We start from the raw sequence: 21602 nt of genomic DNA, 5'->3' as shown, positions 1-21602 counted from the left end.
GCCGACGGCGGGCACTGGGCGGTGGCCGACCTGTGGCCGGACACCCCGGCGTCGCTGGTGGTGCCGCACGCGATGCCGTTCGACGAGGTCACCCCCCGCAACTGCATGCCGAGCCTGCACACGGCCTGGGCGACCGCGATCTTCCTGCATTCCCGCAGCGGCCCGCGCATTCTGCGCTTCGCCGGCACGTTCTGGCTCATCGCCACCCTCGGCGCGACCCTCGGATTCGGCTACCACTACGGCGCGGACATCCTTGCCGGAGTCGTATTCACCCTCACGATCGAAACCGCACTGCGCTCACTGGCACGCGGCTGGGACCGCGCCGGAATCCACCTGGTCGCCCACGGCGCCACGGTGTTCACCGCGCTTCTTCTGTCCTACCGCTACCTGCCGGTGCCCATGGCCCGGCACCCGTGGCTGTTCGGTCCCCTGCTCGTCCTGGCAACGGCCTCCGTGATCCACGGCTACCTGCGCACCACGAGGCTCTGGCAGCCTGCCCCGGCCCCCGTGCCACAGCCGGAACCCCAGCCCGAACCGGTCTGATCGTCCAGCTTTGGTGCGCTGAGCTGCCTGGCGCAGGCTTGCCGGAGCTGGGAGGGCCGACGACGGCGCTGGGGGAGCGGGGACCGGCGGGGTGGACGAAGACCACCGCGCCGCAGTCGTTCAGCGTGCGCCACAGCCTGTCCTGGCCGTCGACACGCAGGGCGTCCAGTGCACGCGAGGCCTCGCCGGGGTCGACCAGGAAGCCGACGCCGGGCATGGAGACGGCGACAATCGAGGTGGCGGTCCCGAGCAGGTCCATCAGGCGCAGTGCCGACTCGGTGCTCCGGTCGGGCAGGGGCCGGCCGCCGGCGTCGGCGATGCCGGCCTTGGCGAGCTCGCCGCGGTACCCGGGCACCACATGCTGGGGGACGTCGCTGCGCTGTGCCGAAGGGGAGACGAAGCGGCGTTTCATGCGGTCTGCGGAGTGTGGCGGTGAGGCATGCCGTCCCGACCGGCCGTGCGCTGCTGACCCGCATGACGAGCGGCCATGGTCACCTGCGGCGGCCCGGCCACCATTCCGATCGTGGCCGTCGCCGCCGTCGCCCCGGTGCAATACAGCGAGATCGTCGTCGCCTCGATCTCCTCCCGCTCGGCGGGCCCCGGGACCCTCGCCGACACCGACGAGTTCACCGAGACCACGTCGTCCGCCGTCGAGCGGGTGGGCGGAGCGGTCCGCGGCAAGGCGATCATCTCCTCAACCCGGCGGAACCCCCGCGGGAAGGTGCTGACGCCGCACCGGATCGCGTCCTGACCGCTCTGCTGGGGTCACTCGCCAGCCACGGTGGGGTCACCCAGGACAAGCGAACGTCCACGCCGACGACCAGCAGACGCGTCTGGAGTCCGGGCGCCGCTCCTTCTCCGCAGTGGCGCACATATTGTCCGAGCAAATAAGTGTGCGCGGGGTTCGGGAGGCGCCCGTCAGGCGTCCATACGCGCTCCCTCACCGCGGAACACTTGCTCTGCCCTTCACGCGTGATGCAGCTCACTCCCCCTCGAGGAAGAGGAGTAGGGGAGTTACCTGTTCGGACAAGTAACGGGCCGCGGAGACCCGCGCGCCCGTCCGGACGCTCCCTCTTCCCCGAGAAAAGAGATGACGATGTCGATCGCATTCGAGCCCTACGAGCTGGGCGGCAAGCGCCTGGCCAACCGCCTGGTGATGGCGCCGATGACCCGAAGCCGCGCCTACGGGCCCGGCCAGAGCCCCACGCCGCTGATGGCGGACTACTACGCGCAGCGCGCCTCCGCCGGGCTGATCGTCACCGAGGGTGTCCAGCCCTCCCGGGTCGGCCAGGGCTACCCCGACACCCCCGGCATCCACACCGCCGAACAGGTCGCTGCCTGGCGCAAGGTGACCGACGCCGTGCATGCCCAGGGTGGCGTGATCTACCTGCAGATCATGCACACCGGACGGGTCGGACACCCCGCGCTGATGGGCCTGCGGCCCGTCGGCCCCTCCGCCGTCGCCGCCGCCGGGCGGGTGTACACCCACGAAGGCCCTCAGGACTTCGTCACCCCGCACGAACTGACCGACGCGGAAGTCCGGGCCACCGTCGCGGACTTCGCCACCGCCGCCCGCAACGCGATCGAGGCCGGTTTCGACGGAGTCGAGCTGCACGGCGCCAACGGGTACCTCATCCACCAGTTCCTCGCCCCGAACAGCAACCAGCGCACCGACGAGTGGGGTGGCAGCCCCGAGAAGCGCATCCGCTTCGCCGTGGAGACGGCCAGGGCCGTCGCAGAGGCCATCGGCGCGGACAAGGTCGGCTTCCGGCTCTCCCCGGGCAACCCCTTCAACGACATCGACGAGTCCGACACCGCCGACACCGAGGCCACCTACACCGCCCTGGTCGAGGCCCTCGCCCCGTCGAACCTCGCCTACCTGCACCAGATGGAAGCTCCGGGCGTACGCGACCTGACGCTCCGGCTGCGCAAGGCATGGCCCACGACCTTCATCCTCAACCCCTTCACCGGCCAGGAGCCCACCGGACCGGCCGAGCTGGAACTCGTCGAGAACGGCACCGCCGACCTGCTCGCCTACGGCGCCCTCTTCCTCGCCAACCCCGACCTGCCCGCCCGCCTGGCCCGGGGCGGCCCGTTCAACACCCCCGACCCCGCCGCCTTCTACGGCGGCGCCGAGAAGGGCTACACCGACTACCCCACGCTGGAGGAAGCCCGCGCCTGACGGTTCTGCGACGGACCCGAGCCCGCCCGGCATGCCGCACCTGAGCAGCACATACCCTGTGCTCTCAGGAGGCGGACCCGAGGGCTTGTCCGCGGGAGCCGGCCCCGGCGCCGGCTGCCGCGGCCCGCCCCGGCAAGGACGGCCGCACGGGAGAAAGCAGAAGGCAGCACCATGGAATCCGAGGCAACGCCCCAGGTCCCCGAGACCGGGGAACTCCCCGAGGCCGCACGCCGCGGACCGATCAGCCACACGATCTTCCGGGTGGCCCGCCTGCACCGCATGCTCGCCGGCCAACTGCTGCGCGACGTCGGTCTGCACCCGGCCCAGGAGCTGGTCATGATGCAGCTGTGGGACCGCGGCCGGATGCGCCAGACGGACCTGGCACGACACGTCGGTGCCGACGCCGCCACCATGACCCGCACCATCCAGCGCCTGGAGAAGGCCGGCTTCGTGCGCCGCGTGCGCTCCACCAGCGACAAGCGCTCCGTCCTGGTCGAACCCACCGCCGCCAGCCAGGCCCTGCGCCAGCAGGTCGAAGACCTCTGGGCCCGCCTCGAGGGCTACGTCGCCGGCGACCTCACCGACGCCGAACGCGGCGAGACCCTCGCCGTCCTGGAACGCCTCGAAACCGCCCTCGCCGCCCACGTCAGCGACCCCGAACCACCCCTGCGCCCCGGCACGCCCGACGCCTGACCGGGCGATCGGCGGGTGGACGGACGGAGGGACGCACTGCCGCCGGGCAGCACATGCACCCTGTTCGCGCTGTACGAGCTCCCCGGCCGGGCTGCTCGGGTGAAACGACCAGTGCGTGGTTGGTAACGGCTGTTACCATGCTGGTATGGCGAAGACACAGTTGGGTGCGCGCGTGGACGAGGACATCGCGGAACTCGCGAAAAAGCGCGCCGCCGACCTCGGACTGAGCATCGGCGACTACCTGGCCCGGCTCGTGCAGGACGACGCCAGCGGCCTGCGCGCCCGCGCGGTCGACGCGGCCGCCCGGTTCCTGGCCGACCACCAGGCGATCTTCGACGAGGCCGAACAGGCCCAGCAGACGCCTCCGGGAACGCGCGCGGCCTGATGGAACTGCACATCGACGTTCCCTGGATCCTGCAGGTCGCCGAGGCCGCCGGCGCGAACGACCCGGCCCCCGACGACTACGGCGTTCCCGTCTCGGCGGTCGCCCGCCACCGGGCCGAGCTGTTCGAGCAGCCCGTTTACGACGGCCCCTACGCCAAAGCAGCCGCCCTGGTGCACACACTCGGCCGGTGCCGCTGGCTGGAGCGCTCCAACCTCGCAGTCGCCGCCGCCACCGGCGTGATGTACCTCGAGGCCGCGGGGATTCCCGTCAAGCCCGCCCGCGAGGACGCCATCGCCCTGAAGGACCTGCTCCTCGACCCCGCCTGTACCGCCGGCAAGATCGCCGTCCTGCTGCGGGCATGGCCCACCGCCACCTGACGCCGGCCGCCGCGGCGCTGTGCTCGCCGCTGGTGTTTTGTGCTGTACCCGCCTCTGGACTTCCCGAAGTCGAGCGGTACGCCGGAGGTACAGCCCAGGGTGCGCAGGTCGGATGCGGGACCCCACCACCAGCGATAGCATGAACACAGCGGCCGCGCGAGCCCAGTCAACCGGTGGCCGAATTCCCGTGGCGTTCCTCGCCTTCCTTCGTGCGCCTTCGTGTTCCTTCGTTCTCTGGGCCCGCAGACTGCGGGAAGGGAGATAGAACACGATGAGTCAGACGGACACCCTCATCGCCATCGAGAAGGCCGAAGTGGGATACCGCGAAGGTTTCTCGAACGGCCACTACAACAACCACCAGAAGTTTTCCCCCGCCGTTCCCGGACTGGAGTGGTCACAGAACCAGGCATGGTGTCAGACCTTCCAGTCCTGGGCCTTCCAGCAGGCCGGCCTGAAGAGTCTGGCACCTGTGACCGCCTACTGCCCGACGGCTGTCAACTGGTACAAGAGCCGCGGCAGGTTCTCGTTCTATCCCGCGATCGGGGCCATGGTGTTTTTCGGCCACTCGGGAGGCGAACACGTCGGACTCGTCTACAAGTACGACGCGGACTATGCGTACACCATCGAAGGGAACACCAACACCAACGGTTCGTCCGAGGGCGACGGGGTGTACCTGAAGAAGCGTGCTCGCCGGGGCACGAACCTCTACGGATACGGGCTGCCGAAATTCGCGGAGGGAATCGTCACGGCAGACCCGGGTTTGAAGAACAAGCCCGGATACACCTATATGGCAGCCGCCGCGTCCCGTGAGTCCGAAGCCCTGCCCGTGGCAGAAGCCGAGGAGGCGCTGCCGTGGGTGTCCGCGAACCAGCTCACCTGGGCGGCCACTCACCCCACGGCCGAGGAGCAGGCCGCGGGAAACGGCGACGGCTCCACGGCAGACGATGTCGCCCACGTACAGGATGCGTTGGAGAAGGTCCTGGGCGTCGCCCCGGACGACCCGCACTCCGTGTTCGAAGCGGAGACCCAGGAGCTTTTCGAGCGATTCCGCCAGGAGAAGCTGGGCCGCTCCGAGGCGGACGGCCACGGCGTTCCCAGCACACAGGAGCTGGTCGAACTGGCCAAGCAGTCAGAGCTGTTCAACGTCAGGGCGGGTTCGTCCCCGGACGCGGAACAGCCCTGGGTCAGCTTGAACCAAGTGGTCTGGGCCTCGACGCACAGTGCCCAGGAGGAGCAGGCGCAGCCGGACGGGGACGCCAGCCCGAAGGCCGATGTGGCTCTGGTGCAGGACGCGCTGGAGAGGGTCATGCACACGGTCGTGGCCGATGAACGCGGGATCTTCGAGACCGCCACTCAGGACCTCTACGACGAGTTTCGTCGTACGGTGCTGCACTTGTCCGGCAGTGACGCCGCCGGGACACCCGGCGTTCAGTCGCTGACGGAACTCGGGCAGTTCGCCGGGCTGTTCCGGGTGCGTACCGGTTTCCCGGTGGACGGGGCGACGGGTGCTACCGGCGTCGAGACCATGGGGCAGATCGACCCGAAGCAGGTGACGTTCCATCGGTACGTACCCGCGGGCAAACTGGAGGACTGGATCGCTCAGGCGTGTACGGCGGCCGGAGTCCAGGCGAGCAGCCACTGGGTGAAGGGCTTCAGGACAGCCGTCGCGCGCGAGTCGTCCGGCAACCCCAACGCCTGCAATCTGTGGGACCGCAACGCCAAGACGCCTCCCGGCTTCAACAAGGTCAAGGACTTCGGGGACGGCTATCTGGGCGATGGGCGGATCGTGAGGCTGAACGGCGCGCTCACACATTTCCAGTGCTCCCGGGGCATCGTGCAGTGCATCCCGCAGACGTTCGCCCAGCGCCACGCTCCCGGTACCTCGGTGAACATCTACGACCCCGTGGCGTGCATCGCCGCCGCGATGCGGTACGTCCGCAGCCGGTACGGCGTCGCCATCGACGGTTCCAATCTCGCCAAGAAGGTCCAGCAGTTCGACCCCAACCGGCCTCCCCACGGGTACTGAGGGCGAAGCCGGACGAGAACGAGGACGCCTACCAGGGCAGCCGGCCCGCCTCGTCGAAGTAGCCGCCTGTCGGGCCGTCCGGCCCCAGCCGAGCCATGCGAACGATGATCTCGGCGCCTTGCTCGACGGTCTGCACGCCCTGGTGCCGGTTCAGGTCCGTCGCGGTGTAGCCGGGCTCCACGGCGTTGATCCGCATCCGCGGGAACGCCTTGGCGAACTGCACGGTGAGCATGTTGACCGCGGTCTTGGAGGTGGGGTAGGCGACCCCCGGATACCCGTTGCCGGCCCGGGCCAGCGAGGCGAGGCCGCTGCTGACATTGACCACGACCGGGGCGGTGGAGTTCTCCAGCAGCGGCAGGAAGGCGTGGGTCACCCGGACCAGGCCGAAGACGTTCGTTTCGAACACCTCCCGCATCACGTCGGCGGTCAGTTCCGCGGCGCCGATGATGTCGCCCCCCGGTGACCGCACCTCGATTCCGGCGTTGTTGACCAGGACGTCCAGGCCGCCGCCGGCCTCGACGGTGGCTACCGCGGCGGCGACCGACGCATCGTCGGTGACATCGAGCTGCACGAACCGGGCCCCGAGCTCGGCCGCGGCGGCCGAGCCCCGCTCGATGCTGCGCGCTCCCAAGTAGACGGTGTGGCCCGCGGCGATCAGACGGCGGGCGGTCTCGTGGCCGAGGCCCTTGTTGGCCCCGGTGATCAGAGTTGTCGTCATGGGACACAGCCTTCCTCCGGACTGATGCGATCGGCCAGTGGTTTATGACGCGGTCCGCAACGCTGCTCGACCAGGGTCAGGCACGCGTGTCCCGGCCGCAATCGCGGACCGTGTCGTAACCGCCGCCGCGACGATGGTGTCGGATTCCCGCCGGACAGGAGGCTGGGGGCACTGGTTGGCTGGCCTCATGATCACAGCGCACATGGACCAAGCCCTGCTCTTCCGCTCCCTCCACGATTCCGCACGTCCCCTCGCGCTCGCCAACGCCTGGGACGTAGGCAGTGCCCGTGTCATCGAGGCCGCAGGAGCACCCGCGATCGCCACCACCAGCGCCGGGGTCGCCTGGTCGCTCGGCCGTCCGGACGGGGAAACCGTCCCTGCCGACAGGGTCGTGGAACTGATCGCCCGTATCGTCGCAGCGGTCGACGTACCGGTCACCGCCGACATCGAGAGCGGCTACGGACGGGACGCGCCCGGCGTCGCCGCGACCGTTGCCCGGGTGCTGGAAGCAGGTGCCGTGGGCGTCAACATCGAGGACGGCACCCGGCCTCCGGCCGAACTCGGGGCACGGCTGACGGCGGCCCGGGCCGCGGCGGAACGAGCCGGCGTGCCCCTCTTCCTCAACGCCCGTACCGACACCTACCTGTTCGGTCTCGACGACCCCGCCACCCGACTGAAGGACACCCTGGAGCGGGCGCGCGGGTACGTGGACGCCGGCGCTGACGGCATCTTCGTCCCCGGCGTCACCGACCCCGCCACCATCGCGGAACTGGCTGCGGGCATCTCCGTACCGCTGAACGTCATGGCCGGTCCGGGAGCACCCACCGTCACCGAGCTGGGCGCCCTCGGCGTCGCCCGCGTCAGCCTCGGCTCGGGCGTGGCCCAGGCCGCCTACACCGCCGCCCGCCACGCCGCGCAACGGCTGTACGACACCGGCGACTTCCAGCCGCTCGCCGAGGCCATTCCCTTCCCCGAGCTGAACGGCCTGTTCCCCGACCCGGGTGCTCGCTCCACTGCTTCTGCGTGAGCTGGAGCGCGTGGAGGGTGCCTTCCTTGGCGGCGTCGCGCGTGGCCGATCACTTCCGTTCCAGCGCGGCCAGCCGCAGCTCAAGCTGGTCGACCCGGTGCCGTAGCAAGGTGACCTGGGCTTCCAGGCCGACTTCTCTTTCCGCCCTGCGCTGAATGCGAGGTGACGCGGCGGCGCGCTGGATCACCGCGTCCAGTTGGACCAGGCGCTGCGGCCCGTTCGGGCCGTCGACCAGCCGGGACTGGATCTCGCCGTTGCGGTACCAGGACCTCAGGGCCGAGCGGGAAACCCCGGTCTCCGCTTCCGCCTTGGCCAGCGTGACCCAGGGTGTCTCCTCCAGCTGCTCGAACAACTCCAGCTCGTTCTGCCAGCGTGCGAGCCGGTCCTCCCAGTCCGACGGTGTCTCCATCGCACCCTCCCTTCGACATGGTCACCCTGTCAAAAGCAGTGTGTTGACAGGGTTGCAACCATGGAAGCATGACTTTCGAACGGTTCACGGTGCAAGCCCGCAAGGTGGTCGTCGGGGCGCAGGAGCAGGCGAGGCTGCTCAAGCACGGTCAGATCGGCACGGAGCACATCCTGTTGGGACTGCTCGACGTGCCGGACAGCACGGCGGCGAAGGTTCTGCACCAGCTCGGGTACGACAAGGAGACGGCGCAGGCCGATGTCGCCGCAGTGGTCAAGCCCGGCACGGAGAAGCTGAGCGGCCATATCCCGTTCGCGCCGCGCGCGAAGAAGACACTGGAACTCGCCCTGCGTGAGGCGCAGCAGCTGCACCACAACGACATCGGTACGGAACACATCCTGCTCGCCCTCGTCAGGGAAGGTGAGGGCGTCGGCGCGAAGGTGCTCGCCGAGCGGATCAATCCCATCACCAAGATCCGAGCCGCGGTGCTGACAGCGCTGGAGGGATCGCAGGACGTCGCGACCGGCCCATGGCCGGCCGGCACACCTGCCACCGAGGACGCCGTGGCCACCGCCGGCGCGCTGGCCGGCGGCGCCCCCGTCGGCAGCCATCATCTGCTCGAGGCGATGCTGCGGGCGGAGAACAGCATGGCGGCCCGGGTGCTGCGGGAACTCGGGGTCGACCCGGACGCGGTCGCCGCCAAGATCGACGAACTGGATCCGGAGACGACCACGGACGCGACCCCGGAGGAAGCCGCCGCGCGCAAGATGGAAATCCGGCTGGTCGACGATGAGGTGCACCTGATCCTGCGGGATCCGACAACGGTCACGACCGCCAAGAAGGTCACCGAGCTGTCCGACGGTCCGGTTCAGGGCGTCGGGCCGGTCGCCGGCATGTTCGTCCCGCTCTGGCGGTCGACCAACGAACTGCTGCTGCAGATCCAGCGCCTGCTGGAACCGGAACCCGAGGAAGAGGACGGCTCCGCCGAGGGCAAGGTGGCCAAGGCCGTGCGCACGGTGCTCGCGCCTCGGCTCCGCCGGTGAACGGGCTGATCAGCGGACCGGAACCTGCCAGGACTGTGCGGCCGGCGAACCGGACATCAGTCCGGCTGCGGGTGGAAGCTTCGATCACGGAGGCCATCTGCCCGGATGCCGAACACGAACCGGTCGCCGAGCCGACCGAGGCCGGCCGGCCGACCGGGTTTCCGGCCGGGGCGACCGGCCAGTCCGGGATCGCGTTCGGCGCCCCGCCGGAGGCGGACCGCCCGCAGCACAAGTCGATGTCCCACGTACAGGCAAACACGATGAATCAGAGGCAGCCATGACCATCGCCATCGTCGGAGCCGGCCTGGGCGGCCTGGCCCTTGCCCGTGTGCTGCACGTGAACGGCATCGACGCCGTCGTGTACGAACGTGAGCCGTCGCGCGGTGCGCGCGGTCAGGGCGGCATGCTCGATCTGCACTCCGGGACCGGGCAGCGGGCGATGCGCGAGGCCGGCCTCATCGGTCAGTTCCACGCTGTTGCCCGTCGTGCGGGCCAGGACCTGCGTCTTCTCGAGCCGGACGGCACCCTGCTGCTCCAGGAGGACACGCCCGACGACGCCCCGCTCGAGCGACCTGAGGTCGACCGTGCCGATCTGCGCAACCTGCTGCTGGACTCTCTCCCCGAACACATGGTGCGCTGGGGGTACGCGTGCGGATCGGCCGACAACGGCCTGCTGCACTTCGCCGACGGCAGCAGTACGACGTATGACCTGCTCGTCGGCGCCGACGGCGCGTACTCCCGGGTCCGCGCGCTGCTCACCGACGCCCGACCAGAGCACACCGGTCAAAACGTCGTAGAGCTCGGCATCCCCGACATCGACCGCACCCACCCCGGCCTCGCAGCGATGGTGGGGCGCGGCAACTACTGGGTGCTCGGCAACGGGCAATCCCTGTCGGCGCAGCGCAACGGCGACGGCCGCGTACGCGTCTACCTCAGCTTCTACAACACCCCCGAGGACTGGTTCGCCGCCAGCGGGATCCCGTTCGGCGACCCAGCCGCCGCCCGGGCGCGGCTGATCGAACTGTTCACCGGCTGGGACTCACGGTTCACCGCTCTGATCGCAGCCTGCGACGACACGGTCCTGCCGCGGCCGATCACCACCCTTCCGGTCGGCCTCACCTGGCCGTCGAGGCCAGACGTCACGCTGCTCGGCGACGCCGCGCACCTGATGCCACCGGTGGGACAGGGCGCCAACATGGCACTCCTCGACGGCGCCCTGCTCGGCCTCGCACTGGCCGCCCACCCGGACGACTTGCCCGCCGCCGTCAAGGAATACGAACGCGAGATGTTCGAACGCACCAGCGCCGCCGGCCGGCAGTCCGCGCACATCCAGGAAATACTGATGTCGCCGGACGCCAGCCGGAAAATGCTCGAGTTCTTCCAACCTGCCTGAAATGCAGCCGAATACGACCACGCAACCGGCCGCCCAGCCGGCGCGATCACCCGTGGTTCGGGTCCCTGGGTACCCCGGCCCTCGTACGTGGGCAGCAAGCCATCTGCCTCCCCGTGAGCCGAATCGGCGGCCGCCGCGACGTTGCCCGCGAAGCCCACTGGTGGCCGAAGCGGTCTCGACCGAGTTCGTCGAGCGTCTTCTGCCGGGTCGCAGCGCCCGCTCCTGGCCGCCGCCCAGCAGCCGTCGCGGTGTGCACGGCGTCCACATTCGTGCGATCGAGGCCGCACCGAACCAGCAAGTCCGACGGGGCCGACCGCCTCTCCGCGCACCTGCATCACTCGTGGGAGGCTACCCGGCCTGCTCGCGGCGGGCGGTGGCGAACCGGCGCTGGTAGGCGGCGGGACTGATGGACAGCTCCCGCGCGAAGACGCGGCGCAGGCTCTCGTAACTCGGGAAGCCGGCCAAGGACGCCGCCTGCGTCGCGGTGTACCCCTGGTCGAGCAGAGACTTCGCGATGTCGAAGCGGATCGACTCGACGTACCGGGCCGGCGTGGTGCCCAGCTCCTCCCGGAACAGCCTGGTGAGGTGACGCGTACTGACGTTGAGACGCCCGGCGAGTTCGGCGAGGGAGTAGCTGCCGGCGGGATCTGCCGTGACCAGGTCGACGACCCTGCGCAGGGCGGGCGAGCGGGGCGGCGGACCCTGCAGGGGTGCGGAGAACTGTGACTGGCCGCCCGCACGGTGCAGGTAGACCACCAAAGAGCGGGCCACCTCCCGGCTGACGTCGGGACCGTGGTCCTCCTCTACCAGGGCGAGCGCAAGGTCGATGCCCGCGGTGACACCCGCCGACGTGTACGTCGTGCCGTCGCGCACATAGATGGCGTCGGGCTCGACGCGGGCCTTCGGGTGCCGGGTGGCGAGTTCGCTCACGATCTTCCAGTGGGTGGTCGCCCGTTTGCCGTCCAGCAGGCCCGTCGCGCCGAGGACGAAGGCACCGGAGCACACGGAGGCGACCCGGCCGGCACGGGCTGCCAGGTCCCGCGCCGCTTCGGCCAGCTCGCGCGTGACGGGGGTCCTGGGATAGACGTCTCCGCCCGGCAGCAGGAACGTGTCGGGGTCGGGCTCCGTGGCGGCGCTGCCGTCGACGGCGATCCGCATGCCGATCGAGGAGGCGACGTCGGCGCCCGTCGTCGACACCAGAGAGATCCGGTAATCGGCACCGAGGAGATTCGCCTCCCCGAACACCTCGGCTGGGCCGGCGACGTCCAGCAGTTTGACCCCGTCGTAGACGAGGATCGCCACCCGATGCGGGTCGGAGCTCACAGGCCCATCCTGAGGTGACCGGATTCGAGTGGTTCATGGCCCGACCGAGGCGGCGCCGGGGGCCGCGTGGTCGGCACTGTGGAGAACGGACGCATGGTCCACTCGTAGCACATCGCTTCGGAAAGCACGGACATCATGACCGACATCATCGCAGGGGTGGAAATACCCGAGACCTCGGCTGTCGCGGAGGCCACAGACTTTCTTCGGGAAAGGACGAACCCTCTGATCTTCCACCACTCCCGACGTGTATTTCTCTTCGGTTCCCTCCACGCGCGTGCACTTGACCTCCGGCCCGATCCCGAGCTGCTCTACATCTCGGCGATGTTCCATGACGCCGGCCTCTTGATCCCGTTCTCCGACACGCAGCAGCGTTTCGAGCTGGACGGCGCCGACCACGCGCGGACGTTCCTGCTCGGCCGTGGGTTCTCCGAGAGCGCCGCCGAGGTGGTCTGGAGGGCGATCGCCCTGCACACGACGCCGGGAATTCCCGGCCGAATGGAACCCGAGGTCGCGGCCACGAACTACGGCGTGCTGACCGACGCGGTCGGCTGGGGGCTGGACAGGCTGGCAGGCGACCAGCTGGACGAGATCGTCGCCGTTCATCCCCGCGGCGATTTCAAGAAGGAATTCCTGCAGGCATTCGTCGACGGCCTCAAAGACCGCCCGGACACCACCTACGGGACCGTCAATGCGGACGTCCTGGAACACTTCGTTCCCGGTTTCCGCCGTACGTCCATGGTGGAGCGGATCATCGAAGCTCCCTGGCCGCGGTGACCCCGCAGCAGCCAGGAGCGAGTCGATATGCCACAGAACTGCCGTCGGAGGACCGAGGTCCACCAGCCCTCCCGGCACCGGTTCCTGGCCGCCGTACCCGCCCTCGTGGCGGGCTGGTCCGCCACCGGGCCGTATCGAAGATCCACTGACGCGTCTGCGTCCTGCATCTCTCACCCCAGCACGAAAGGAATGCCCATGCGAGCCATCACCGTCCGCGACCGCGAGGCCGGGATCTCGGGGCTGACCCTCGAAGACCTTCCCCATCCCCACGCCGCCGAGAACGACGTCATCGTGCGGGTGCACGCCGCGGGCTTCACCCGCGGAGAGCTCGACTGGCCCGCCACCTGGACCGACCGCGCCGGCCGTGACCGCACCCCGAGCGTGCCCGGCCACGAGGTCTCGGGGGTGGTGACGGAACTCGGATACGGAACGACCGGCCTCACCGTCGGCCAGCGGGTCTTCGGGCTGACCGACTGGACCCGCGACGGCTCGCTCGCCGAGTACGTCGCCGTGGAAGCCCGCAACCTCGCGCCGCTCCCCGCCGACATCGACCACGCCGTGGCAGCCGCACTGCCGATCTCCGGACTGACCGCCTGGCAGGGTTTGTTCGACCACGCCCGTCTCACCACCGGCCAGACCGTCCTGATCCACGGTGCCGCCGGCGGTGTCGGCTCGATCGCCGTACAGCTCGCTCACGAAGCGGGCGCCCGCGTCGTCGGTACGGGCCGCTCCGCCGACCGGGACACCGTGCTCGACCTCGGCGGGCACGCGTTCCTCGACCTGGAGAGCGACCGGTTGGAGGACGCCGGTCAGGTCGACGTCGTGTTCGATGTGATCGGTGGCGACATCCTCGACCGCTCGGCCTCCCTGGTGCGGGCCGGTGGCACGCTGGTGACCATCGTCATGCCGCCCAAGGTCCAGCCCAAGGACGGGCGGGCGGTCTTCTTCGTCGTCGAACCCGACCGCGCCCGGCTCACCGACCTCGCCGCGCGGCTCAGGGACGGCCGGCTGAAGCCGGTCGTCGGCACTGTGCTGCCACTCGCCGAGGCACCCGCCGCGTTCGCCCCCGGCAAACGCACCCCGGGCAGGACGATCATCCGCGTCAGGGAGGCGGATGGCCGGCAGCTCCAGTGACCCTGGCAGATCATGAACACCAGCCTCGGAGCATGACCGAGAGCTCGGTGGCACGGTTCTACGACGAATTGGCCGATGACTACCACCTGATCTACGCGGACTGGGACACGAGCATCCGTCGGCAAGGGGCCGCGTTGGACGCCTTGATAGGCCAGGACGGCGCGACGGTGCTCGACTGCTCTTGTGGCATCGGCACGCAGGCCATCGGCCTGGCGTTGCGCAGCTTCTACGGGCTGCCTTTCCTGTTCAGCCTGTACTTCCAGCAGCAGCACGCACCGACAACCGGGCTCTGGACGGGCGACGTGCCCGCTTCTCGTCACCACGGTGGCCACCGCCGGCGGCGAGACGATCAAGGTAGGGACACGTCCACGTATGCGCTGCAGACGGGTTGTCCGCGATGATGGATGTAAGCGCGTGAACGATCTCGTACACGCTCTGTGCGTTCTCACTGGCACCCTCGCCGGAAAGGGGTCGTCAATGCGGTGTCTCCGTCCTGGCCCGGTGTATGTCGCCAGCGCTTCGGCCGCACCCTGCCGGCGAAGCGACGGTGCCTGCCATGGTTGACAGGGCCGCGGTCGCGCTGGCAGTCGTACGGATCATGCAGGCCAGCCATACCGTCACGCTCGAGCAGCTTCCCGACCTGGTCGCGGAGCACGCTGCCGGGGCCGGGCTGTACGACGTGGCCCTCTACGTCGTCGACATCCGCGAGACGGTGCTGCGTCGGCTGACGGGCCAGGGGTGCGACGCCGCGGGGGGAGGCGAGGAGTTCACCGTCCAGGGCAGTCTGCCCGGTCAGGCGTACCAGCGTGTGGATGTGCTCGCCGAGTCGGCGTGGGGCGGCGGCATGCCGGGCGGGCGGCGACGGTGGTGGGTCGCCGTCACCGACGGTGTGGAGCGTCTGGGCGTGCTCCGGGCCGACACCGACACCGACGACGAGCCGACCCGTGACGCCTTGCGCGATCTGGCATCGACGACGGCTCTGATGCTGCTCAGCAAGCGTTCCTTCAGCGACTCCTACGCGCGGCTGGTGCGCACCGAGGCGATGAACGTCGCCGCCGAGATGCAGTGGAACCTCACTCCGCCTCCCGCTTATGCCGGACACGACGTCACGGTGGGTGCGGTGATGGAACCGGCGTACCAGGTCGGCGGTGACGCCTTCGACTACGCCGTTGCCGGCACCACCTTGCATCTGAGCGTCTTCGATGCCATGGGCCACGACACGACCGCCGGTATCACAGCGAACGTCGCCGTGGCCGCCTGCCGCAACGCCCGCCGCCAGGGCGCGTCACTGGCCGAGACCAGTGAGCAGGTGGAACAGGTGCTGCTGGAGCAGTTCAGCACCAGCCGCTACGTCACCGGCATCCTGGCGGATCTCGACATGGCGAGCGGGCGGCTGACCTGGATCAACCGCGGCCATCACCTGCCGGTCCTCATCCGGGAGAACCGCTGGACGACAGAGCTGGTCTGCCCGCCGGCCGGCCCGATGGGTGCCGATCTCCGCCTGCCGGTGACCCAGCGCACCGAACAGCTGCAGCCCGGCGACCGCCTGCTGCTGTACACCGACGGGGTCATCGAGGCCCGCGATGCCCGCGGAACCCAGTTCGGGCGGGACCGGTTCGTCGACTTCATCCGCCGCCACCATGCCGGCCGGCACACCCTGCACGAAACCCTGCGCCGGCTCATGGCGGCCGTCATGGATCACAACGAGGGGCGACTCGCCGACGACGCCACCGTCCTGCTCACCGAGTGGCGCGGGAGCCAGCAGCACGAGCTGACCCCATGAGACGTACTCGCCCAGGCAGGAGGATTGCGTGAGTAGCGACCCGCCCACCTCGCACCCGCGACCGGCCACCGCTGTGGACGTACAGGTGCGTACGTTGGCCCCCGACCGCCGTCTCGTGACCGTCAGGGGCCAGCTGGATCTGCACACCGCCCATGGTCTCGCTGATGCTCTGGAGCCGCTGCTCGGCCGCAACGACCAAGCGGTGCTGGTGGACCTGTCCGGCGTCACTTTCCTCGACTCGACCGGCCTCACGTGTTTGATCACCGCCTATCGCACCGCCCGGGCGACCGGCGCTCGCCTCGCGCTGATCGCCCCGAGCCGGCCGGTGCGGACGATGCTGCAACTCACCGGCGTGGACAAGGTCCTCGACACCTACCCCTCCCCGGAGGCCGCACCGCACTGACCGGGCGGAGCGCCACCTGCTGCGCCGCGGGAGGTGGCGCCCGCTTGCCCAGGGCGTCGCGCGCACGGTCGTAGACGCTCAGCGGTACACCCCAGAGGGCGTCCACTGGCTGATGGGCCTCGCGTCAGTGCTTTCCCATGGCCTTGCGGACGGCGTCCTTGGTGCGGTCCATAAGGGCGGCCACGGGGCCGAGGGCCACGTTGGCCGCGGCGGACTCGACACCAGGGTGGGGCCGTGTCGGTGCCATGGCCTCGGCGGCCTTGACGGCCTTGGCCATGGCGGCGAGGTTGGTGACGTCGGTGCTGCGGCGGATGTGCGAGAACTCGTAGCGCTCCTCCGCCCGCGCGTGCATCTGCACTTCGGTCCGCAGCTGCATCAGCCGGGGCATGAACTCCGGATCGTCGGTGTCCATGTCGTCCAGGGCCGCGAGGGTCTCCTTCGCCGACTTCTCCTCGGCGAGGCGATCCTTGACGACCTGCTCGCCACCCTCGACCGCCCTGCGGACGAAGGGATGGACGACCTCTTCCTCGGCGGTCTCGTGCACGGCCAGCAGGCGTACGAGCCGACGGAAGGCGTCGCGGCGTTCCTCCCCCTCGCTCAGCTCCACCTCGTCGAAGAGGTTGCGGATGTCGCCGTGCTGGCGCATCAGCAGGGCGACCACGTCGATGTCGGCGGCCTGGTCGTCACCGGCCTGGGGCGTTTCCACTTCGGACATCTGCGGCGGCCTCACTTCTCGCGCTGCGCGGGGTCGGGGTGCTCACCTTCGGTCTGGACGCGGTATTCGCGGCCGAACATCTCGTCGTGCTCGGCCATGACCCTGTCGCTCGGCGGTGCTTCGCCGCCGTGGATCTGCTCCTGCATCTTCTCGAAGCGCTCGTGCGCCTCGCGCACGTAGCCGGCGCCGAGGGTCGTCAGGTCCATCTGGGTGTCCAGCAGTTCGCGCAGGTACTGCTTGTTCGGCTCGAAGGTGAGCACGTTGGGCAGCTCCGGCGCCAGGACCTCCTGCGGCTCACGGCCGTCGAAGCGGCGCATCAGGTCACACGCCGTGTGCAGGTGCTCCAGCTCCATGTTCAGGTGCAGTTCCCAGATCGCCTTGACCTTGGGGTCGCTCTCCTGCTCCATGAAGGAGTAGTACAGGTAGCACTCGTTGTACTCGTGGTTGACCAGCTGCTCCCACCACGTCTCGCCCGGGTCGACCAGGGACTCGTAGTGCGTGACGTGCTCCTCCTCGATGAGCCCGATCTCCTGGTAGAGCTGGCGGGCGATCGGCTCCATGTAGGTGGGGCCGGTGTTCATGTAGAAGTTCATCGTCTGCTGCTCCGCCGACATGATCGTCAGCGCGTGAAGCTTCGACAGCGGGTTGGTCGCGTTCTTGTCGTACGGGTCGCGGACGTTGTCGACCGGATCGCGGTGGTGGAACCTCGTGGGCCGCCCCGGCATCACCTCGGTGAGGTTGTCCACGATCGACTCCGCCTTGCGGTGCTCGATCATCTCGTAGAGGTTGGCGTACCGGTACAGGTGGTCGAAGTCCTCCAGCACGCCGAACTGGTACGCCTGCTTCAGGTACGGGTCCGGCTCCATGCGCGCGACCCATGCGGTCAGGTCCACGGCGACCTGCTCGTAGGCGATGGTCGTCTCCAGCACCGAGGAGACGCCCGGCAGCAGCCAGTTCACGACCTTCTGCTGCTGGGCCTCGATGTACCGGGTCCGAGCCAGCTGCCGCTTGACGTCCGGGTCGACTGTGTTGCGGGCGAGCTGGTGGCTGAAGAGGATCGCCTCCACCTCGATCCCGTTCATCGTGATGATCCGGCACCGGGTGTACGGGTCGCACCGGTCCGGGTCGATCGGCTGCACGTTCAGCTCACGCCAACTGCGCAGCTGACGGTCGAGCGGGATACCCCGCTGTTCCAGGGGACTGAAGGTCATGCGGGTGCCTCCTGATGCAGGGCGACTCGTGCGCCTGGGCTGGGGGGTAACCCGTCGAAGACGACGAGCACAGGTCCGCCCTCGAGTCTGGCCGCCACCGATGGGACCGGCCACTGGTGGACACCCTAGGAGGGCGTGATTCCCCTGGCTGGGCCACTCGAAATGACAGCTCGGCCGGACTACGCCAACGGTCGTGACTGTGATCGCACTCGGACATCGCACGGATGACACCGCGGTACCCGTGACGGCGGAGACCGACCTCAGGAGGAAAACGGTGCCGCAGACTGACGACGACCTGCTCGCCTTCGACACCGGAGACCTGGAGGACTGGGACGAGCAGCGTGCGCGAGCGGCTCTCGGGGGACGGCACGGCGCCTTGTACCGCAACCACCTACGCATCGCTCTGCATCTCGACTCGTGGGCGGAGGCGGAAGGCCGCCGCACCGACGTCGACGCGCACTACAAAGCCGGGTACACCCAGGCCCTGCAGGACATGGCCGCATTCCTGAGGCAGACCTACTACCTCCCCCGTGGCCCGGATTGAAGCCCGGACATACGGAAGCCCGCCGGCACGCCGCGCATCACGCCGACGGCGGGAACCGTGCACGCACGGCTCCGCGACGATTCGTCGCTCACCCACGGGAAACCCCGCAAACCGAAGGAGTCCGCAGATGAACGCCCCTCCGTCCGGCGCGCGCCGGCGCCACCACATCGGACAAGGTGTCAACGTGAAGTTGCTCGGCATCTATCTCAACGACCACCTCGCCGGCGCCACCGCCGGCACCGAACGCGCCGCCCACCTGGTGCGCAGCTCCCGTGGCTCCGAGCTCGGGCGCGCACTGGAACCCGTCGCAGCGGAGATCGCCCAGGACCGGACAACGCTGATCGGCATCATGCGGGATCTCGGTGTCCCCGTCCGCCGCTACAAGGTGTGCGCGGGCTGGGCGGGCGAGAAGGCTGGACGGCTGAAGCCGAACGGTCGCCTGGTACGCCGCTCCCCGCTCGGCATCCTGCTGGATCTGGAAGCGCTGCGGCTGGGGATCGAGGGGAAGGCGGCCCTGTGGCAGACCCTGCGCCGGCTCAGCGCGACGGAAGCGCGCCTGGACCCTGCCCGGCTCGACACACTGCTCGAACGGGCCCGACGACAGCAGACCACGGTCGAGGAGTGGCGGATTCGCCAGGCCGGGGAAGCGCTGCACAAGACGGCCGGATGAGCCCCTGCTGCCGCGGGTTGCGTCTTCGGCGCCCACTCGGGCGACGTGACGTCGTATGCCGTGGCGAAAGGTTTCACCCAGTCGGCGGCGCTGGACCGTGTTCGGAGGGTAAAGCCGGCGTCGTCGGGTACATCGAGTGCGGCTCCTGTTGGTGAAGAGCCGGAGCATGCCCGCACCCATGGGCTGTTCCCAGGCATGGACGAAGGATCATCTGATGGCCAGCGGCACTGTGAAGTGGTTCAACGCGGAGAAGGGCTTCGGCTTCATCTCGCCGGATGGCGGAGGCCCCGACGTCTTCGCGCATTACTCCGAGATCAAGGGCAGCGGATTCCGCGAGCTCACCGAGGGCGAGCACGTCACCTTCGAGATCGGGCAGGGGCAGAAGGGGCCGCAGGCCCAGAACATCGTCCGTGGCTGACCGGGCGAACAGCGTAGAACGAGGCGGTTGCCCTTCGGGGCAGCCGCCTCGGCGTTGCACCGGGTGGACCGGACCGACGAGATCAGCGCCGCTCAGGTCCGCCCGGCGGCCGATGCGTGACGCGGCCCCCGGTCGCCGGTGAAGGCATCTGACATGCCGTGGTCGGGGTACTCCGGCAGCTCATGGGTACGCGTGTGCGGTGCCCCTTTGTAGGCGCACCTGTGGGCAGCACTCGGGGAAGCAGTGGGAGATGACATGAGGCTCCGCCAGTCGGCTCTGGCGCCGTTCCGGTGTTCCGCACAAGTGCTGGGCGGGCGGTACCGCTTGGACGCGGTAGTCGGCTCGGGTGGCGCCGGCGACGTCCACCGTGGCTTCGACCTGCGTCTGCAACGACCGGTGGCCGTCAAGGTCTTCCGCGTCGGTGCCGGTGGCGACACGGAGGACGGCTTCCACAACGAGGCGGTGATCCTTGCCCGGTTGCGGCACCCCGGCCTGGTCACCGTCTACGATGCCGGCCGGTACGACGGACGTGCCTATCTGGTGATGGAGCTGATCGACGGTCCGACACTGAAGGCACGCATCGCCGCGAGTCCCCTGGCGCCAGGAGAGGCCGCTGCCCTTGGAGCCGACCTCGCACGCGCTCTGGCCCACGCGCACGACGCAGGGATCGTGCACCGGGACGTGAAACCCTCGAACATCATCCTGGACGCCTCCGGCCGCCCCCACCTCACCGACTTCGGCATCTCCCGGCTGCTCGACGCCACCACCCATACCGCCACGGGCACACTCATCGGCACGGCCGCCTATCTGTCTCCCGAGCAGGTGCTCGGCCAGCCCGTCGGCCCGCCCGCCGATGTCTACGCCCTCGGACTGGTGCTCCTCGAATGTGTCACCAGCCGACTCGAGTACGACGGTGCTCCCTTGGAGTCCGCGATCGCGCGGCTCCACCGGCGGCCCGAACTGCCCGACTCCCTGCCGGAGGAGTTCGCGGCCCTGCTGGGGGAGATGACCGCCCTGGACGCGCAGGCCCGCCCATCGGCCGACGACTGCGTCCGGGCTCTGGCCACCCTGGCCGCCACGATCGGTCCCAGGCCCGTGCCACCCCCGGCTGACGTCACGAGCCTGGTTCCCAGGCAGGCACCGGCGCGGGGTGACCTCACGCACCCGTATGCGTCGCACGCCGCAAACACGGCGGCACCGAAGACCGCGTCCACGCGCGGACGCCACCTGGTCGCCGGCACGGCCGCCGCGCTGGCGGCTGCCGTGGCCGCCACTCTTGCCGTATCCGACGGACCTGCGCACCAGGAGGCCACACGGGCGGCGACCAGCCCCTCCGTGAAAGCCGGCACACCGGACGCCTCCGCTCTCGGCGACGAGGAGGGAGCTGCCCCTGCCAAGTCCTCCGGCCGCGACATCCCCGCCGGACCGCTTCGTGCCCCCGGTCCCGATCCAACGTCCAGCCCCGCAGCTGCTGTCCAGAACCGGGAACCCGCCGCCGGCACAGGCACCCACAGCACCACGGCCCCAGCGCCACGGATCGCGGGAACGTCCGACACGGCATCGCGTGGCAAGAAGGGAGCGCACGCCGCCAACAAGCGATCCGACAAGTCCCGGAACGCCGAAAAGCATCGTCAGAAGAAGGCCCGGAAGAACTGAAGGGCCCAGGCCGGGTGTTGCGGGCGTGCCGGAGCGCAAGGCCGATGCCGTGGGCGCGGGCCTAGGCGGTCGGCGAGCCCGTCACTGTCACGTTCCTGTGGGAGGGCCCCGAAGAGGCGGAACGCGCGGTGCTGGTGCCGGCGGCCACGCTGGCTGGGCGGTGCGTCAACGAGAGCGG

23 protein-coding genes and 2 pseudogenes are annotated in these 21602 nt (G+C 69.6%); 20 read left to right on the top strand and 5 right to left on the bottom strand.

What is annotated here, in order from left to right; genetic code table 11:
• The 7 genes and pseudogenes from ACIP4Y_RS33320 to ACIP4Y_RS33290 all read left to right on the top strand — a co-directional run.
• Positions 1 to 543: phosphatase PAP2 family protein (locus ACIP4Y_RS33320; RefSeq protein ID WP_401399557.1), on the top strand; the 543-nt coding region annotated here is incomplete at its 5' end.
• A gap of 487 nt (positions 544 to 1030) precedes the next feature.
• A pseudogene (locus tag ACIP4Y_RS33315) lies at positions 1031 to 1257 on the top strand (acetaldehyde dehydrogenase (acetylating)); the annotation flags it as partial.
• A 382-nt stretch (positions 1258 to 1639) separates the two neighbouring features.
• Entirely contained in the window at positions 1640 to 2725 is a 1086-nt protein-coding gene (locus ACIP4Y_RS33310; protein WP_401399555.1) for an alkene reductase, read from the top strand.
• A gap of 171 nt (positions 2726 to 2896) precedes the next feature.
• Complete coding sequence (locus ACIP4Y_RS33305) at positions 2897 to 3418, top strand: MarR family transcriptional regulator (protein WP_358645432.1); 522 nt, start codon at positions 2897 to 2899, stop codon at positions 3416 to 3418.
• Positions 3419 to 3563: 145 nt separating this feature from the next.
• The gene (locus ACIP4Y_RS33300) at positions 3564 to 3803 is read left to right on the top strand and encodes a hypothetical protein (protein WP_361465141.1); all 240 of its coding nucleotides are present in this window, start codon (positions 3564 to 3566) and stop codon (positions 3801 to 3803) included.
• On the top strand, positions 3803 to 4180 hold the full coding sequence (locus ACIP4Y_RS33295; protein WP_401399554.1) for a fic family toxin-antitoxin system, toxin component: 378 nt from the start codon (positions 3803 to 3805) through the stop codon (positions 4178 to 4180). Before ACIP4Y_RS33300 ends, ACIP4Y_RS33295 begins: the two co-directional genes overlap by 1 nt.
• A gap of 271 nt (positions 4181 to 4451) precedes the next feature.
• Positions 4452 to 6206 carry a hypothetical protein gene (locus tag ACIP4Y_RS33290; protein WP_401399552.1) on the top strand — a complete coding sequence of 585 codons (1755 nt, stop codon included), beginning with the start codon at positions 4452 to 4454 and terminating at the stop codon, positions 6204 to 6206.
• A 28-nt stretch (positions 6207 to 6234) separates the two neighbouring features.
• Here the strand turns inward: ACIP4Y_RS33290 and ACIP4Y_RS33285 are convergent, their stop codons facing one another.
• Entirely contained in the window at positions 6235 to 6924 is a 690-nt protein-coding gene (locus ACIP4Y_RS33285) for an SDR family NAD(P)-dependent oxidoreductase (RefSeq protein ID WP_401399551.1), read from the bottom strand.
• Between the two features lie 187 nt (positions 6925 to 7111).
• Between ACIP4Y_RS33285 and ACIP4Y_RS33280 the strand changes: the two genes are divergently transcribed.
• The gene (locus ACIP4Y_RS33280; protein ID WP_401399549.1) at positions 7112 to 7951 is read left to right on the top strand and encodes an isocitrate lyase/phosphoenolpyruvate mutase family protein; all 840 of its coding nucleotides are present in this window, start codon (positions 7112 to 7114) and stop codon (positions 7949 to 7951) included.
• 49 nt (positions 7952 to 8000) lie between these two features.
• On the opposite strand, the gene ACIP4Y_RS33275 is transcribed toward ACIP4Y_RS33280, so the two are convergent.
• Positions 8001 to 8360, bottom strand: a complete 360-nt coding sequence (locus ACIP4Y_RS33275; protein WP_401399548.1) for an excisionase — start codon at positions 8358 to 8360, stop codon at positions 8001 to 8003.
• 68 nt (positions 8361 to 8428) lie between these two features.
• On the opposite strand from ACIP4Y_RS33275, the gene ACIP4Y_RS33270 reads away from it, so the two are divergent.
• Genes ACIP4Y_RS33270 through ACIP4Y_RS33260 form a run of 3 tightly spaced genes read left to right on the top strand, consistent with a single transcriptional unit; the run spans position 8429 to position 10793 of the window.
• Positions 8429 to 9400, top strand: a complete 972-nt coding sequence (locus ACIP4Y_RS33270; protein WP_401399546.1) for a Clp protease N-terminal domain-containing protein — start codon at positions 8429 to 8431, stop codon at positions 9398 to 9400.
• Positions 9397 to 9681: a hypothetical protein gene (locus tag ACIP4Y_RS33265; protein WP_401399544.1), complete on the top strand. Its 285-nt coding sequence runs from the start codon at positions 9397 to 9399 to the stop codon at positions 9679 to 9681. Before ACIP4Y_RS33270 ends, ACIP4Y_RS33265 begins: the two co-directional genes overlap by 4 nt.
• Complete coding sequence (locus tag ACIP4Y_RS33260; protein WP_401399542.1) at positions 9678 to 10793, top strand: FAD-dependent oxidoreductase; 1116 nt, start codon at positions 9678 to 9680, stop codon at positions 10791 to 10793. The genes ACIP4Y_RS33265 and ACIP4Y_RS33260 overlap by 4 nt, the downstream gene beginning before the upstream one ends.
• Before the next feature lie 348 nt (positions 10794 to 11141).
• Here ACIP4Y_RS33260 and ACIP4Y_RS33255 read toward each other — a convergent pair whose 3' ends face one another.
• Positions 11142 to 12116, bottom strand: coding sequence for a GlxA family transcriptional regulator (locus ACIP4Y_RS33255; RefSeq protein WP_401399540.1), 975 nt, complete (start codon positions 12114 to 12116; stop codon positions 11142 to 11144).
• A gap of 135 nt (positions 12117 to 12251) precedes the next feature.
• Here ACIP4Y_RS33255 and ACIP4Y_RS33250 point away from each other — a divergent pair, with 135 nt between their 5' ends.
• From ACIP4Y_RS33250 to ACIP4Y_RS33230, 5 genes and pseudogenes are all read left to right on the top strand, one after another.
• On the top strand, positions 12252 to 12890 hold the full coding sequence (locus ACIP4Y_RS33250; protein WP_401399538.1) for an HD domain-containing protein: 639 nt from the start codon (positions 12252 to 12254) through the stop codon (positions 12888 to 12890).
• Between the two features lie 195 nt (positions 12891 to 13085).
• Positions 13086 to 14024: an NADP-dependent oxidoreductase gene (locus ACIP4Y_RS33245; protein ID WP_401399536.1), complete on the top strand. Its 939-nt coding sequence runs from the start codon at positions 13086 to 13088 to the stop codon at positions 14022 to 14024.
• A gap of 32 nt (positions 14025 to 14056) precedes the next feature.
• Positions 14057 to 14245 (top strand): annotated as a pseudogene (locus ACIP4Y_RS33240) (class I SAM-dependent methyltransferase); the annotation flags it as partial.
• A gap of 335 nt (positions 14246 to 14580) precedes the next feature.
• A complete protein-coding gene (locus ACIP4Y_RS33235) occupies positions 14581 to 15807 on the top strand; it encodes a PP2C family protein-serine/threonine phosphatase (RefSeq protein ID WP_401399535.1) in 1227 nt (408 codons plus the stop codon).
• 28 nt (positions 15808 to 15835) lie between these two features.
• Positions 15836 to 16210, top strand: coding sequence for an STAS domain-containing protein (locus ACIP4Y_RS33230; RefSeq protein ID WP_401399533.1), 375 nt, complete (start codon positions 15836 to 15838; stop codon positions 16208 to 16210).
• Positions 16211 to 16334: 124 nt separating this feature from the next.
• On the opposite strand, the gene ACIP4Y_RS33225 is transcribed toward ACIP4Y_RS33230, so the two are convergent.
• Both ACIP4Y_RS33225 and ACIP4Y_RS33220 read right to left on the bottom strand, forming a co-directional pair.
• Entirely contained in the window at positions 16335 to 16925 is a 591-nt protein-coding gene (locus ACIP4Y_RS33225) for a hemerythrin domain-containing protein (RefSeq protein ID WP_401399531.1), read from the bottom strand.
• An 11-nt stretch (positions 16926 to 16936) separates the two neighbouring features.
• Positions 16937 to 18136, bottom strand: a complete 1200-nt coding sequence (locus ACIP4Y_RS33220) for a hypothetical protein (RefSeq protein WP_401399530.1) — start codon at positions 18134 to 18136, stop codon at positions 16937 to 16939.
• 274 nt (positions 18137 to 18410) lie between these two features.
• On the opposite strand from ACIP4Y_RS33220, the gene ACIP4Y_RS33215 reads away from it, so the two are divergent.
• The 4 genes from ACIP4Y_RS33215 to ACIP4Y_RS33200 all read left to right on the top strand — a co-directional run bounded on the left by ACIP4Y_RS33215 (position 18411) and on the right by ACIP4Y_RS33200 (position 21424).
• Positions 18411 to 18680, top strand: coding sequence for a hypothetical protein (locus ACIP4Y_RS33215; RefSeq protein ID WP_401399529.1), 270 nt, complete (start codon positions 18411 to 18413; stop codon positions 18678 to 18680).
• Positions 18681 to 18807: 127 nt separating this feature from the next.
• Positions 18808 to 19350 (top strand): hypothetical protein, encoded by a 543-nt coding sequence (locus ACIP4Y_RS33210; protein ID WP_401399527.1) that lies wholly within the window; start codon positions 18808 to 18810, stop codon positions 19348 to 19350.
• Positions 19351 to 19564: 214 nt separating this feature from the next.
• Entirely contained in the window at positions 19565 to 19768 is a 204-nt protein-coding gene (locus tag ACIP4Y_RS33205; RefSeq protein ID WP_401399526.1) for a cold-shock protein, read from the top strand.
• A gap of 324 nt (positions 19769 to 20092) precedes the next feature.
• Positions 20093 to 21424 carry a protein kinase gene (locus ACIP4Y_RS33200; protein WP_401399524.1) on the top strand — a complete coding sequence of 444 codons (1332 nt, stop codon included), beginning with the start codon at positions 20093 to 20095 and terminating at the stop codon, positions 21422 to 21424.
• Positions 21425 to 21602 lie beyond the last annotated feature (178 nt).

Origin of the sequence: Streptomyces sp. NPDC088810 (assembly GCF_044750305.1) — a bacterium.
Lineage (GTDB): Bacteria > Actinomycetota > Actinomycetes > Streptomycetales > Streptomycetaceae > Streptomyces.
Note: the sequence above shows the minus strand (reverse complement) of the source record. Positions and strands in the feature narration are given on the sequence as shown.